Below are 13,905 nucleotides of genomic sequence, written 5' to 3'. Positions count from 1 at the left end.
TCGCCTCGACCGGGCCGCGGCGGACTTGACCGACTATGGACTCACCCCGTCTGTGCGCGCCGCAATCGTGGCTGACCTATTGAACCGGGACGGCACGGACCAAACACCCGGCCTTCTGGTCGAGGTTCACAACCTGCTGGTCCGTGAGAACCAGTTCCCGAAATTGCAGGACTTAATAAAAGAGACAATCGGCACGGTCGCGAAGCTGGTGTCTCTCGACCGGTTCCCCAGCGATCGAACCGAACCCCGCAACGAAGCGGCAAAGCTTCGCGAGATGGCGGATAAGCTCCGCATCTGGCAGAGACGCCGAGTTTTCGGCAGTGATCTGGATGGTGGTCCTCCAGACGTAGGCATGGGCTTTCGACCAACCGCTGACGAGGCGGCACACCTATCGAGCAATGCAAATGCAATAGCGTCCATCGTCGAAGCGGCTGTTCAGCGAGGCCTGGGCGTACCACGAAATGCCCTTTGTCCAGCCGTTTGCGATCTAGCGAGCTGGTTTGCACAGTGGAGCGCGGAGATTGGGGATACGAATCTTCTCGCTGATTGGTCGCCCTCAGTGGGGCACGCTTTGACCGATCTGTCGCAGTTGGTGGAACTACTCAAGCCGCATTGCCGGGATGAATCTGGTGGCGCGAGTTTCGACGGTCGGATCCCGTTGGACTGCATCCCAAGTTCGATCGTAATCGCAATGCGCAGTTGTGCGGCTGAACTCAAGGCGTGGTCTGATGCCGCCAACGAATACATCGCGACGGGCAAAGTTTCTGACAAGCTGCCGGGCCTACTCGTCGCGGAATACTGCACAGAATCTGAACGTCTTGATGGGATGATCCCCGGTAGCCCAGCACCACTCATTGAATCAGTAGCGGCAGGATTACCCAACGAACCTGCGTCGAGAAAATCCAAGCGGAGTACCGAACGGGGCGAAGGCAGGACGAAGCTGATTGCGGCCCTAACGAAGCACCACAATTACGCCGAGGACGGTTGTTTGAACCTGGAACCGATCGGTAACAATGCACTAGCCCGGCTGGCGAAGGTGGACCAAGCGACAGCATCCGCATTCTTCAAGAAGCAGTTCCAGGGGCATCGCAAATACAAGGCGATCTGTACCAATAATGAGACATTGGTCGCGGCTCTCAAGCTATTGAACGGCGAATTCACACCCCATCTTCTATATGGGGGCAGGCCGCCCGATGAAGACGAGCGCACCGAAGAATAGTCGGCCGCGCGTTGGATCGTTGGGCATCGCTTACCCAACGTCCCAATACTTTTCCAAGACGTGCCAACGCTGGCGTTTTCTGGCAGTTTCGCACGATTTGACTGCCGTTGGGCATGTGTCTGGCCAACGCTGAGGCAACGGGTATACGGGCCGCACATCGCAGCCCGCGACCTGATGGAGCGTGACGAGATGACATCTCCACCTATCGAGGCCCTGGCCTTGCGGCCGCGCGAAGCGGCCAAAGCCCTGGGCCTATCGCCCCGCACGCTGTGGGGCCTGACTGCCCCGCGCGGGCCGATCCCCTGTGTACGAGTCGGCAGCGGCCGGCGGCAGAGCGTGCTGTATCCCGTGGCCGACCTGCGCAGCTTCCTCGCGGAGCGCGCGAGTGATCCGGGCGAGGTGCAGCCATGAGCACCACCGATCCTGCGGCTGCACCAATCCGGCTGCTGCTGTCGAGCCGTGAGGCGGCGGCGGCGCTGTCGATCAGCCTGCGGACCCTCGATCGCTGGCGCGACGCGGGCCTCGTGCCCGTCGTGCGCGTCCGCGGTCGCGTCTTGTTCGACCCGAGGGACCTCGTCGAGATGATCGACCGCGCGAAAAGTGAAACCAACAAAAAGGGCGCGGTCGAGATGCCAGTCTCGCCGCGCCAGGAGCTAGGTACACATGAGCATTCTACCACGTTTGATCGACGATGACATCGCACTGTGTCGCGCCCTGCGCCGAGCCGCGGCCCGGTACGGTATGGTCATCGACTGGGACAGTCCGCGGCCGCGGCAGCCGGCGACGCTGGGCCACCTGCTGGCGCAGCAGCACGTCATGCTGGACCTGCCGGCACACCTGATGCGCACGGCAGCCGACCGGGCGACAGCGCGGCGACTCGTCGCGCGCCTCGTGCCTGCGCCGATAGTCCCGCAGCACGCAGCACCTGAGCAGACGCCGAGCGCCACGCCGGAGCCGCTCACGATCCGCCTGAGCCCGCGGACTGGCGGTGCGGCATGAGCGAGTTACAGATTGACTTCGACCGGCCGACCGCGCGTCGAGGCAGCGTGATTGCACTGACGGCCCGGTACAGCGACCAGCAACTCAACGATCGTTTCGATATTGCCCGGGCCGATCTTCGGGAGCGATTCGTCGAGCGGATTTGCCAACGGTGGAAGGCGCTTCGCGCCCAACGCGCGGCGATCGTCGAACACCTCGAAGCGCTGGCGGCGCGAACGATCAGCGACCTGGCCGAGGTGGCGCAAGCGTTGCCCGCCGCGCCGTTGCTGGTGCCCATGCACACGGTCGAGCCGCGACCCGTCGATTGGCTTTGGCCGGGCCGACTGGCGCTGGGCAAGCTGGCCCTGCTCGTGGGCGACCCGGGCCTCGGCAAGTCGTTCCTCACGTGCGACCTGGCGGCCCGCGTGTCGGCCGGGCGGCCGTGGCCTGATATTCCTTGGGAAGCGAACGCGGTCGGTGGCGTGGTCATCGCCAATGCCGAGGATGATCTTGCCGATACCGTGCGGCCGCGCCTCGATGCGGCCGGTGCCGACGTGTCGCGGATCGTGGCCGTGCGCGGGGTGCAGACCACCGACGACGAAGGCCGGCACGACGAGCGACCGCTCACGCTGCACGACCGCGCTTGCATTGAGGCGGCGATCGTGAGCGTGCCCGACTGCCGGTTGGTCATCATCGACCCGCTGGGCGCATTCTGCGGTGCCACGGACTCGCACAAGAACGCCGACGTGCGGGCCATGCTCGCGCCCTTGGCCGAACTTGCAGCGCGCCACAACGTGGCCGTGCTCGCGGTGGGTCATTTGAACAAGGGCAGCGGCCAAGCGGTCTATCGCACTAGTGGCAGCCTGGCCTTCGTGGCGGCGGTCCGCACCGCCTGGGCAGTAACCCGTGACCGCGAAGACCCCACGGGCCCGCGGCGGTTGCTGCTGGCGGTGAAGTCGAACCTCAGTGTGGACCAAGGCGGCCTGGCCTTTAGCGTCGGGCCCTACGGCCCGCAGGACGAGCCGGCGGTCGCCTGGGAACCTCACCCGGTTCGCGTGTCGGCCGACGAGGCGCTCGCGGCCGAGGCGAGCGGTGCCGAGGATCGGACCGAGCGCGACGAGGCCGTCGAGTTTCTGCGCGACCGTTTGGCCGATGGCCCTGTCCCGGCGGGCGAAGTGACCCGCGACGCGCGGAGCCTGGGCATTAGCGATCGGACGCTCAAGCGAGCCCGGCGGTCCCTGGGAATCGTGGCGCAAAAAGACGGTCTACGTGGCGGATGGCTGCTGTCGCTCCCGGCAGCCGACGAAGGGGTCGTCTGGCCGGAAGCTGGGTAGTTTTGCCCCGAAGTGGGTCACCAAAACGCGAAGGGGGCCAGTCCCCGGAGTGTGGCCCCCTTCAGCCAAGTTGGCCCCCTTCAGGATGTGGCTATATGTCGCGGTAACATTGTCGCACCCGATTACGCTGTGTTCGCTACGGCGAGCTAACACCGTTCCCGATTGACCCTGGCAAAGCAGCTTCTCAGTTGCCACGCAACATTTTCTAGTCATAGGATGATCAAAATGCCTGTGGTATCCCTCACTAAGACCGCGGCACGGCAGATCACTGGTTTGTCAAAGCGCATGAAGCAGCGCGTTTGCAACACAGTCCGCCAACTCGAAAACGGTGCGTACCATAGCGGCGCAAGACGGTTGACCGGAAACCTGCATGGATTACTCAGAAAGCGCATTGGCGAATATCGCCTTGTGTTTCGCATCGTGTCTGACGAAGTGATTGTGGAAGCAATCGAGCATCGAAAGAGCGTTTATCGAGGAAAAGCAGCGTGGTCGGCCACCAGCGGATCGAAGTTGCGGGCAAGCGGTTCGTCCTCATCGAAGAGGCGGAGTATGAGCGGCTGTGCGCTCGCGCCGGTGCCGAGGTGAAGCTCGACGATAGCGACTTGCCCCCGCTGCCCAAGCCCGACAAACACGGCCGCTACCCGGCGGCAGAGTATGCCCGCATCAGCCTGGCCCGCGACATCATCCGCGACCGGCGGACGGCGGGCCTGAGCCAGCGCGAGTTGGCCGAGTTGGCCGGCACGCGGCAAGAAACCCTGAGCCGCATCGAGGGCGGCAAGTATGCCCCCTCGGCGAAGCTCGTGGACAAGATCGACGCAGCACTCAAGAAAGCAATCCGCGACCGTCAGAAACGGCGTGAGCGGGCCTAGCGAGGACGACAACCGATGGCCAGCATCAGCAAGCAACCCGGCGGGCGGCGCGTGATTCAATTCACCGGAGCCGATAGTAAGCGGCGGACGATCCGCCTGGGCAAGCTTTCGCAGCGCACGGCCGAGGGGGTCAAGCTGCACGTCGAGCGGCTGGTCGTGGCCTCGCTCACGCGGCACCCGGTCGAGGACGACACGGCCCGCTGGCTGGGCAAGCTCGACGACACGCTCTACGGTCGGCTGGCGGCGGTGGGCCTCGTGCCGAAGCGGGCCAGTGCCATGCTGGGCGGTTTCCTCGACGACTATCTTAAATCGCGGGCCGACGTGAAATTGAGCACCGCGACCGTGCTGGGCCACACGAAACGCAATCTGCTCGACTACTTCGGAGCCGACAAACCGCTCCGCGACATCACCCCCGGCGACGCCGACGGTTTCCGGTTGCACCTCGTCAAAGAGGGACTCGCCGAGAACACGATCCGGCGACGATGCGGAATCGCCAAGCAATTCCTTCGGGCAGCCGTGCGCAGCGGCCTCGTGTTGGCCAATCCGTTTGCCGACCTTAAGGCGGCCGTGCAGCGCAACGCGAGCCGCTATTACTTCGTGAGCCGCGACGAGGCCCGCCTCGTGCTCGATGCCTGCCCCGATGCCCAATGGCGGTTGCTGTTCGTGCTGAGCCGCTACGGCGGCCTGCGGTGCCCTTCGGAGCACCTGGCCCTGCGGTGGGATGACATCGACTGGGAACGCGAGCGCATGACCGTGCGGAGCCCCAAGACCGAGCACCACGAGGGCGGCGAGTCGCGCGTCGTGCCGATCTTTCCGGAGCTGCGGCCCTACCTCGACGCCGTCTGGGACGAGGCCAGCGAGCGGGCGGAGTACGTCATCACGATCCGGCGCGACGCCACGAAGAACCTACGGACCCGCTTTACCAAGATCATCCGCCGGGCCGGCCTCAAGCCGTGGCCCAAGCTATTCCAGAATCTTCGCAGCACGCGGCAGACCGAATTGGCCGAGCAGTTCCCCGGCCACGTCGTTTGCGACTGGATCGGCAACTCGCAGGCGGTTGCCACGACCCACTATCTGCAAGTGACCGACGAGCACTACAAGCGTGCCGTCGAAGGCGGCAAACAGGCGCTGCAAAATCCGACGCAGTCAGCGCACGGCAAGGCCCGCCACGAGGCGACGAGCGAAAACCGCGACGAGGACAAACCGCATAAAGTCTCGGGATTTCGCACGATGGCGGACGATGACGGAGCGCGAGATTCGTGTCTAGTAGGCCCGCCAGGATTCGAACCTGGGACCAAGGGATTATGAGTCAAGAAGGCGTTGAGAAAAAGCCCGAAGAAATAGCGGATTTCCTAAGCATGATAGCGCCATTGATAGCGCGCGTGTGCGAATCTCAGGAGCTAGCCGGTTTGCTGCTTAGCCTCTTAGCTCATTGGCAAAGCCTCTCTGATTTAGTCCGTGGAGCCGTGATTGATGCAATCGCCTCAACTGCCTCAACGGACTTGGCCAGAATCCGCTAGATCCTGAGGAACCTTCGCGGTAAAAAGTCACTCACAAGCCGGCCCCGCGATTTCCGGCTATCTCTTGGCTGGGGGTTGTGGTGGCCGCCCAAGGAAGGCTCATATACTTGGGTACCAAGGACGGCCCCGGTTTTCTCTAGACTGGGGTCGTCCTTCTTTCTTTTCGCTTGAGCTTGTGGGTCGCTACAATGGCCCGCTCCGGCTTTCGGTAGCTCCGTTCCACTCATGCGCGTGGCGGAGTCATTCCAAACGGGCACAGCACAATCGGCAGCAGGCGCCGAAGTTGAGGGCATTCTCATGCGTATTGCACTTGTCCTGTGTTGCCTTGCACTCCTGACTTGTCCGTTGTTCGCGGGCGACAAGGTGAAGGTGAAGCCTGAAGACCTAGAGCGAATACTTCCCCTCATCCAGGATCAAGAGATTGACCGGGAAGCCGCAGCAGTGGCGTTTGTGACGGCTGTAAAGGCGTATCGCCCTCAAGCGATTGTTGGCATGCGTGAATCAATAACACTTACTGTCGAACAGTTGAAGAAAGCAAATAGCCGAGACAGGAAGACGGAGCTACAGGAGGAACTTGCTCAACAGCGCAAGACCCTAAAGCTGCTCGACCATACGCAAGACGTGCGGCTGCTCTCTATTCCAGAACTACCCAGCAACGGTAAGGTCGGCAGCATCGGGGTAATCTATGACTGCGATCTAATCAAGATTCTTGGTCCCGATGACATGCTATTGGCTTATGGCCTTACGGTTAGCCGTTCTGTGCCTCTCGTGCGCGGTGAGCCTGCTTCGGGGGCGATCACAGTTGGTGGTGGGTTCGCTGGGCATTTATGGGTGACCCGCTTTCCTACTAAGGGCGTTGCACGCAATGCACCACCTACCCTCTACAATTCCGTGTTGTATGTCGTTGAAACACGCACGCATGAATTGGGGCAAGAAGCAATCTCTTATCCTGTAGCTAGACCGCTCTTTACCGTTAAGGAGCTACGAGTAGCGGCCGAGAAAGACAGCACCAACAACAAACGCCGGTAAGTGAAAGATTTTTTCAAGCTGTCTTGACACACACACCGGAGGCAGAGCAATGGTCCCCATTTGGGCAACACTATTGATCGCATGTGCGACGACTGCGTTAGGAGCTTATCTCAAGCACCAGTTTGACATTCGTCGTGAAAAGCTCGGCGTGCCATGCATGGTAGTTGAGCGCTTTCATCGCGGATTCTTGCAGTCACCGCAAGCAATAGCTGACCCGCGAGTGGAATTGGTCGTAAATAATCACGCTGTTCACAATGCCGCCTATCTCGTATCGCGAATGAAGCTGCGAAGAGGAACGCATATCCGTAACATAAAAGTTCAAGTATACCCCGGCGACGGGAACCAAGTTGTGGACTCGCAGTTTTGGACCGTTCGCCAGATAATGTGCCGACGCCTCGCGACTCTTGAATCACCTGACGGACACCTGTCCTATCAGATCGAATACATGAATGCGGGCGATACCTTCGACTTGGTTCTGATGGTGGCCCCGTGCGTCAATCCTGAGCTTGTCGATGTTCAGGTTGACGCAGAGGGACTGCAAGTTGAAGCCCGACAGTTAAAGCTGGATTGCGATCCGCCCCACGAGTCAAGCAATTGTCCTCAATAATCCAGGATTTCCTAGACAACTGCTGATTGAAGCCATCCGGCAAACTTCGGCCAAGGGGGCGCATCATGCCAAAGGTCAGTTTCTACGGTGGCCCATACGATGGCAAAGAGGCCGATCTACCCTTCTTGCCCGACGTGCTAATTGGCGAGACGATGGACGGCGACTTTGGCGATACCGTCATCGACTTGCGCGTCTCGACCTACGTCTACAAGCTCGCACATCCGAACGGGAGCGACGAGCCGTACGAGTATATATACTTACGGGAACGCCCAAAATTGGAAGAGTGGTTCCGCGATCCGCCAAAGCCGTAAACGTCGTGCGTGGCTGTTTTGCGTTCCGACGACGAACCCAATAGGATTTTCGCTAGAGTTCCAAACCGATCTTGGAGGACAAAACAATGGCTGACCGATGGGTAATCGCCTACGATGTTGACACTAAGGCTTGCGACAGGGCTTCAGTTACGATCCCTACCATCTACAACCGCATTCGGGCGTGCCTTTCGCAACATGGCTTCACAGAGTTCACGCAACTAAGCGTCTATGCAATGCCTGACGAAGACGACGCATTGGTTCGTGTCTACCGCGCAATCCAAGCGCTTTCGCAGCTTGCCGAGAAGCAATACATCAAGCGGCTTCACGTCTTCAAGATCGACGGTGCGCTTAACGACGTGCTACCGCTCGTGCTTGGTTTACCATCTGCGCCAGCAGAGAAAGACCTTGTCGGCACAGCAGCCAACTAGCCGAAGCCTATGGCCGACCATTGCTCGTCGCCCCAATCACGTCGAGACTCAACAGAAAAGCAAAAACCGGCGCGCTGTACTGGCACAGTTGGTCGATTCCGTCTCTTAACGGCCGGGTCGCGTACTGCTTTTGTGTGTGGTAGTCGTCGATTGGCACGTCAACAAGCACTTTGATGCCATCGCAAAGCCATGAAACTTGGCAGAGTGTCCACCAACTGGCGAGAAGAACGAGCAAGACAAAAAACGGCGCAAGGTTGTGGAACTTTGCCTTTCGAGGCGTCTTGGCGGCTAGCCGGAAGATCAAAGCGAAATAGATGCCTGTAGGAATTCCGACTTCAACGAAGAACTGAAAAAGCGCCTCGCCTGTACTCGCATCCGTGTTGTTCGGCGACTGGTGGGCGTTGAAGAGTTCACGGAACGCCAGCAGCACAAAGACGCAAAGAATGATCCCGGCGGCGATGCGGGCATAGAAGGTATTTGTAGCGATACGCCAGTATTGCCAGAGCTGAGCCGGTTCCGCCTGCGGTTCTAGGGGCTTGTCCGGAGTTTCGGCATCGGCTGCTGATTTCTTAGTCTTGGCCGCCGCTTTCTTGGTCATCAGGGTCAATCCTGGGGGATGGGTATTTGCAGCACTGTAGCGAGTTGCTGACGAACCGCAATAAACGCCCTCATTGCCTCATCTTTCGTAGCAGCCGATGGTTGGCTGTTTGGGTCGGCAACTTTCGGTTGTATCCAGGCCGTGATTTCTATCGTCCTGCCAACTAGCTTGGCTTCGACGCGGCCAGTCACTTCATCATCCCTTGAAAACTGAACATCTAGTGAGTCCCCCGAATCAATGCATGCCCGGCCCAAGTGAAACCCCGATATGCTTGAGACTGCCTCGCGCGTTGCAGCCAAGAGAACTTCGGGCGACGGTGCTTGGGTCCCTTCCGGCAACTTCAAGGGCGCGCCTTTGTGAGGCACGCCGATAACTGGTGGCCGATCTACCTGTAGCGACTTAACCTGAGTCTCGGGAACTCGAATCAGGCAAGGCTCGGGACCGAATTGGTACTCGATTACCTGTCGTGCCGTGGACTCGTAAAGCCAAGACGAGTCGCACTCGTCGCAATACGACAACTCGGCAGGATGGTAATACGTCTGCTGTGCGGCGTAATAATAATAGTAGACCGGCTGCTGATGTGCCGGAACCACGTAGTAGCTTTGTGCTATTACATTGGAAGCCGGCGCGCACAGGCTCGCACAGACGATTAAAGCAGAGAATCGCACGGCTCAACCTTTGGCGGATTGCAACTAACAAGACTTGTAAATCTAGCACGCCGGGTTTGCCAAAACGCAACCCTGCTTCGCGCCGCTACAATCGGCACAATCCGCAGCTAATCGCGGCGCATTAGAAGGCCCACGTAGGCGGGGCAGGGACGTACACGGGCTTTGAACACCCGAAGGCAACACAATTTGGCCATTGATTCGCGGCGGCCCCTCAAGCAATCCCGATCACTTTCGGCCGTCTGAGAGCCTTCGACCGATCCGTACGGCTCGACGTGCAAAAACCCGATCTTGCTGGCCACGCCAGACGCGGTCAGGTTCCTTCTCGTGTGACAGTGGCAACGCTGCGCCGCCACCCCGTCTCCTCGGCATCCGGGTTGAACCAGAGCCAAACCAAAAACCCTCGCCGCGTGCATTCTCATCATGCGACGATCTTCGAACAAGACTTGTTCTAAGCACGTGCGCGCCATTTATTCCGTTGAGCCGCTGTATTCATATACTTAATCGGTGCACGGAACGTGTAACCGCGCGGTGCTAGCGACTGTAGAGGATTTGCCTCTAAGCGCCTTAGCTTCTTGCCTCTCCTTTCATTACAACCATCGTTCATGGACCTTTTTTCTGATAATATTTTTGCCCCGTGATTTGTTATTACCTATAGGGGACGAACGTAACGTCATAACTTGTCCATGCTTAACACAGCGATGCCAGCTTCGGACAAATCTGGTAACATTTTTGCCCTGCGATTTTTTATTACTAATAGAGGGACCTCGCAAGGCGACACACAAGCACGTACGACACCCCCGGGGGGTGGTTCATTTCTTGGGGTTATCGCAACAGAATCTCTCCCGGGGCCTCCGCATATTTCCGCAAAAATAGGATATGCGACCGCGCTAACATACAGGGGTTGTCTTGGATCAAATGGCGAGCGAAGACTCTGGAGCTTATACGAGCGCTGATGTCCAGCATCCGTCCTACCGCTGTCAGGTTTTGGGCTGTTTGGCTGGACACGAAAAAGGCCGGGTTTTCCGGGGAAAGACAGGGCTAGTGCCCCCCACGTCCAAGATGTCCAGGGTGTGGAAGAAATAGAATGCATCTATTTTGTGTATTACAAACGTAATACCTCAAGCACTACAGCTTGCTGTTGTGTCATAACACATTTACTACTTTTGAATAAATGAGTCTTATTTGTTGTTTGTACCTGGACATCCTGGACATCCACTTGGAACCCATTGCTAAATAACGACTTTCGTTGTCCAGGATGCCGTCAGCAGGATGGACACCGGCTGGACATCCTGGACGTGTTACCAGTGATTTAAGACGAGCCCGCACAGCGAAGGATGTAGGGCGATGCTCTCAGATGTGAAGTGAGGAATGGCTAATGGATCGGGTGTGCAGTGAACCCAAAGACGACGCATTGCAAATGCTCAAGATGCTTGGCAACCCCTTTGTCGAGTTACGGGCAATTGCCCCGGAGAGTTCCGGGTTGCCCAGGATTCAGTCTGGGTATTTTGACGACCTGGAAAAGGCTGCTGAAGCAGCCGTGGCATTTTCGGACGATAACCCGGGCTACCAAGGGGTGTACGTCACGATAAATGAACTTGACGGCACCCTAGGCGCGGGCGCCCGTGGTCGCTTGGCCCCAAGCGCAAAGACCACGCGTGACGCCAGGATTGCCAGGCGTAAGACTCTGTTTGTGGACCTTGATCCAGTCAGGGCCGGGGGCATCAGCGGCCCAGCTACCGATTCGGAGCACGACGCAGCGAGGCAAAAAGCAGAGGAAATCAAGGCTTGGGCCAGTTCAACAGGCTGGCCAGAGCCCTTGATGATGGACTCCGGCAACGGAGCCTATCTCATCTACCGCATTGACTTACCTAACGACGAACCCTCTAAGCTGCTTTGCAAGCACGTGCTTGCCGCGCTCGCTGAAGAGTTCGATTGCGAAGCCTGCACGGTGGATCGGAGCGTCAGCAACGCAGCCCGTATTATGCGCGTCGCCGGGACATGGAATCGCAAGCCAGGTGCCACGGATGACCGCATCCATCGTCGGGCGGGCATCCTCTGTGCCCCAGCGGGAGACTGCTTGACCTGCGTTAGCCGCGAGCAGCTTGAGGCTGTTACTGGCCTTGGTACTTCAGCCTCAGTCGAAGAGAAGCCTCGCCAGTATGCCAAACGGGAGCCACTGTCTCCTCAAGCATTTGCTGACCTGAAGCAATTGGTGAGGAACTACCTGACCTACGTGGGTGAGACGTTCACTGAACGCCCAAAGGATAACTACGTTGTGCTTGATCTCGTCGGCTGCACTCGCAATGGGTTTCACGAGGACGGGAATCCGGGTGTCCTTGTTTATCATGATGGGGGAATTGGATACCAATGCTTTCACAGCAAGTGCAATAAAGAGGGATGGAAAGGCTTTCAGGAGCATTTAGTCCAAGAACGTAAAGTCGTGAAGTTCGTCGATTATGCCAAGCATCATCTTGACGAGGTGCTGACGAATGAGTCCGGCCGCAAAGCGATGGACTCTGACTACCTCGCCAAAGTGCATTTGAGCAAGCTCGAAAAGGTGAATGGCAAGCCGCCGATTGTTCACTTTCATGAGAATACCTACTACTACAAGCCTGACGAGGGGTGGCTCAGGGCAACAGCAACGACACTGGAAACTGACATCCGGGTCTCAGTTGCGGAAGTGTACCGAAGGCTCTATGAGCTTCAGAAGGCAGCTTTTGGGGTTAGCTCAATTAAGCCTGTTAGCAGCCACCAAGTCAGGGAGACATATGCGGCGATTCAGTCTCAGTGCAAATTGACAATTGCTTCAGATGTGACGCCACCGTTTTGGATTGAGGACGACCCCTGGAGCGCAGGCGACTTGCTCGTCTTTCGGAATGGGATTCTCAACGTCCGCCTCTATGTCGAGGGCAAGCCCATTCGCGATTGCTTCAGGGAACGCACGCCCAAGCTTTTTTGTCAGACGCGGTGTGATTTTGATTTCCCGGTTGTCGCGACCGAGCCTTCCGAGTGGCTTGCATTTCTTGCGTCACTTGAACAGTCGCCAGAATGGATTGCGGCATTGCAAGAATCAATGGGGTACATGCTGTGGCAAGCCTATGACCTGCATAAGTTCTTTTATTTCATTGGAGTGCCTCGCTCGGGCAAGGGTGTGATTGACCGGACTATTCAAGCATTGGTTGGGGGACCTGCTGCGTGTCACACGGTACAGCTCAATGAGCTACCGAAGTTTGGCTTGCAAGGGGCACGTGGCAAGAGGCTGCTGCGGGTATCAGAGGCGGTTATTACTGGGAAGGACACCCGCGCGGAAGTGTCCATGCTGAAGGCGATTACTGGTGGGGATGAGATTGCACTGAATCTTAAGCATGAGCCCAATACCTCGATTCGGTTGAATGTGAAGGTTCTAATGACCTCGAATGAGCTAATCGAGGGGCTAGACAATTCAGGAGCGCTCGCAGTGCGAATGATACCGCTTGTGTTTACAAAGTCGTTTGTTGGTCGTGAGGATGCGGACTTGGAGAAGCGGTTGGTGCCCGAATACCCGGCAATCGTCCATTGGGCACTAGAGGGCTTGCGAAGGCTTTATGAGAATGGCGGAAAGTTCACGATGCCCGCTTCGAGCGTGAAACAACTAGAAGCGTTCAACGAAAAGATTGCCCCGGTAAATAAGTTTGTACAAGAGGCTTGTGTGTTTCGTCCCGGGCGCGCGATTCAGCCGACAGCGTTGCGGTCAGCGTTTGAGTCGTGGTGTATAGATGCAGACCTTGCGGAAGCGAAGCTATCAGACAAGGCATTCAAAGAGCAATTTGGAATCGCAGCACCGGGTGTCATGAAGAAGCGGATGCCACAGAGGGATTATGTGAAACAGGACACGCCTTGGGACAACAAGGATGCCGAACGTCCTTGGGTTTATTGCGGTATCGAACTGAAGGCTGAATGGCTGGAAGAGCAGCAAACGTCTTCCCACAGTCAGCGCAAGGCTGTGACTGTGAAGCCGGGTGATTCAGTTGGCGATGCGGGCACTGTATCGCAAGAGGTGAGCTTCGCGTTGGCTCCTTAGAGGGCCCTTTGGCATGATTATTTGCAGAGGCACTACGTCCCGAAGTGACGGTATGGCTTCGGTTACTTTAATTAGAAGGAAGCCGACAACGTGGTAAGTAAAGACCCGACACAGTACCGGAATGATGACGTTCTAGTTACTGTCACGAAAGCAAGCCGAGTCCTGTCCGTCAGCCCCCAAAAGCTGTACAGCCTTATGGACAATGGCGCTATTCCGTATGTGACTCTGCCCGTGACTCGCATTCGGCGGATTCCCAGGCGGGCTGTCGCATCGCTGGCCGCGCT

General features: G+C 58.1%; 13 protein-coding genes. 12 read left to right on the top strand and 1 reads right to left on the bottom strand.

Features of this window, described 5'->3' with window-relative positions; all coding sequences use genetic code 11:
* The 11 genes from K1X74_19860 to K1X74_19810 all read left to right on the top strand — a co-directional run.
* On the top strand, nucleotides 1-1,219 hold a 1,219-nt coding region (locus K1X74_19860; GenBank protein MBX7168602.1), incomplete at its 5' end, for a hypothetical protein.
* Between the two features lie 189 nt (nucleotides 1,220-1,408).
* Nucleotides 1,409-1,630 carry a helix-turn-helix domain-containing protein gene (locus K1X74_19855; protein MBX7168601.1) on the top strand — a complete coding sequence of 74 codons (222 nt, stop codon included), beginning with the start codon at nucleotides 1,409-1,411 and terminating at the stop codon, nucleotides 1,628-1,630.
* Entirely contained in the window at nucleotides 1,627-1,914 is a 288-nt protein-coding gene (locus K1X74_19850) for a helix-turn-helix domain-containing protein (protein MBX7168600.1), read from the top strand. The genes K1X74_19855 and K1X74_19850 overlap by 4 nt, the downstream gene beginning before the upstream one ends.
* Nucleotides 1,883-2,218 carry a hypothetical protein gene (locus K1X74_19845; protein MBX7168599.1) on the top strand — a complete coding sequence of 112 codons (336 nt, stop codon included), beginning with the start codon at nucleotides 1,883-1,885 and terminating at the stop codon, nucleotides 2,216-2,218. Before K1X74_19850 ends, K1X74_19845 begins: the two co-directional genes overlap by 32 nt.
* Nucleotides 2,215-3,531, top strand: a complete 1,317-nt coding sequence (locus tag K1X74_19840; GenBank protein MBX7168598.1) for an AAA family ATPase — start codon at nucleotides 2,215-2,217, stop codon at nucleotides 3,529-3,531. Before K1X74_19845 ends, K1X74_19840 begins: the two co-directional genes overlap by 4 nt.
* Before the next feature lie 225 nt (nucleotides 3,532-3,756).
* Nucleotides 3,757-4,116, top strand: a complete 360-nt coding sequence (locus tag K1X74_19835; protein ID MBX7168597.1) for a type II toxin-antitoxin system RelE/ParE family toxin — start codon at nucleotides 3,757-3,759, stop codon at nucleotides 4,114-4,116.
* Entirely contained in the window at nucleotides 4,113-4,400 is a 288-nt protein-coding gene (locus K1X74_19830) for a helix-turn-helix domain-containing protein (GenBank protein ID MBX7168596.1), read from the top strand. Before K1X74_19835 ends, K1X74_19830 begins: the two co-directional genes overlap by 4 nt.
* 15 nt (nucleotides 4,401-4,415) lie before the next feature.
* Complete coding sequence (locus tag K1X74_19825) at nucleotides 4,416-5,708, top strand: site-specific integrase (GenBank protein MBX7168595.1); 1,293 nt, start codon at nucleotides 4,416-4,418, stop codon at nucleotides 5,706-5,708.
* 437 nt (nucleotides 5,709-6,145) lie between these two features.
* The gene (locus K1X74_19820) at nucleotides 6,146-6,949 is read left to right on the top strand and encodes a hypothetical protein (GenBank protein ID MBX7168594.1); all 804 of its coding nucleotides are present in this window, start codon (nucleotides 6,146-6,148) and stop codon (nucleotides 6,947-6,949) included.
* A gap of 672 nt (nucleotides 6,950-7,621) precedes the next feature.
* Nucleotides 7,622-7,867, top strand: a complete 246-nt coding sequence (locus K1X74_19815; GenBank protein ID MBX7168593.1) for a hypothetical protein — start codon at nucleotides 7,622-7,624, stop codon at nucleotides 7,865-7,867.
* Between the two features lie 86 nt (nucleotides 7,868-7,953).
* Complete coding sequence (locus tag K1X74_19810; protein ID MBX7168592.1) at nucleotides 7,954-8,295, top strand: hypothetical protein; 342 nt, start codon at nucleotides 7,954-7,956, stop codon at nucleotides 8,293-8,295.
* 7 nt (nucleotides 8,296-8,302) lie between these two features.
* On the opposite strand, the gene K1X74_19805 is transcribed toward K1X74_19810, so the two are convergent.
* Nucleotides 8,303-8,893, bottom strand: coding sequence for a hypothetical protein (locus K1X74_19805; GenBank protein ID MBX7168591.1), 591 nt, complete (start codon nucleotides 8,891-8,893; stop codon nucleotides 8,303-8,305).
* A gap of 2,043 nt (nucleotides 8,894-10,936) precedes the next feature.
* Here K1X74_19805 and K1X74_19800 point away from each other — a divergent pair.
* Nucleotides 10,937-13,621: a hypothetical protein gene (locus tag K1X74_19800; GenBank protein MBX7168590.1), complete on the top strand. Its 2,685-nt coding sequence runs from the start codon at nucleotides 10,937-10,939 to the stop codon at nucleotides 13,619-13,621.
* Nucleotides 13,622-13,905 lie beyond the last annotated feature (284 nt).

This window comes from Pirellulales bacterium, assembly GCA_019694435.1.
GTDB lineage: Bacteria > Planctomycetota > Planctomycetia > Pirellulales > JAEUIK01 > JAIBBZ01.
Note: the sequence above shows the minus strand (reverse complement) of the source record. Positions and strands in the feature narration are given on the sequence as shown.

Excerpts from the sequence above, each read along its gene's own strand:
- K1X74_19800 (MBX7168590.1), top strand. The coding sequence starts at position 10,937 with ATGGATCGGGTGTGCAGTGAACCCAAAGACGACGCATTGCAAATGCTC.
- K1X74_19810 (MBX7168592.1), top strand. The coding sequence starts at position 7,954 with ATGGCTGACCGATGGGTAATCGCCTACGATGTTGACACTAAGGCTTGC.
- K1X74_19850 (MBX7168600.1), top strand. The coding sequence starts at position 1,627 with ATGAGCACCACCGATCCTGCGGCTGCACCAATCCGGCTGCTGCTGTCG.
- K1X74_19805 (MBX7168591.1), bottom strand. The coding sequence starts at position 8,893 with ATGACCAAGAAAGCGGCGGCCAAGACTAAGAAATCAGCAGCCGATGCC.
- K1X74_19835 (MBX7168597.1), top strand. The coding sequence starts at position 3,757 with ATGCCTGTGGTATCCCTCACTAAGACCGCGGCACGGCAGATCACTGGT.
- K1X74_19825 (MBX7168595.1), top strand. The coding sequence starts at position 4,416 with ATGGCCAGCATCAGCAAGCAACCCGGCGGGCGGCGCGTGATTCAATTC.
- K1X74_19820 (MBX7168594.1), top strand. The coding sequence starts at position 6,146 with ATGCGCGTGGCGGAGTCATTCCAAACGGGCACAGCACAATCGGCAGCA.
- K1X74_19845 (MBX7168599.1), top strand. The coding sequence starts at position 1,883 with ATGAGCATTCTACCACGTTTGATCGACGATGACATCGCACTGTGTCGC.
- K1X74_19855 (MBX7168601.1), top strand. The coding sequence starts at position 1,409 with ATGACATCTCCACCTATCGAGGCCCTGGCCTTGCGGCCGCGCGAAGCG.
- K1X74_19840 (MBX7168598.1), top strand. The coding sequence starts at position 2,215 with ATGAGCGAGTTACAGATTGACTTCGACCGGCCGACCGCGCGTCGAGGC.
- K1X74_19815 (MBX7168593.1), top strand. The coding sequence starts at position 7,622 with ATGCCAAAGGTCAGTTTCTACGGTGGCCCATACGATGGCAAAGAGGCC.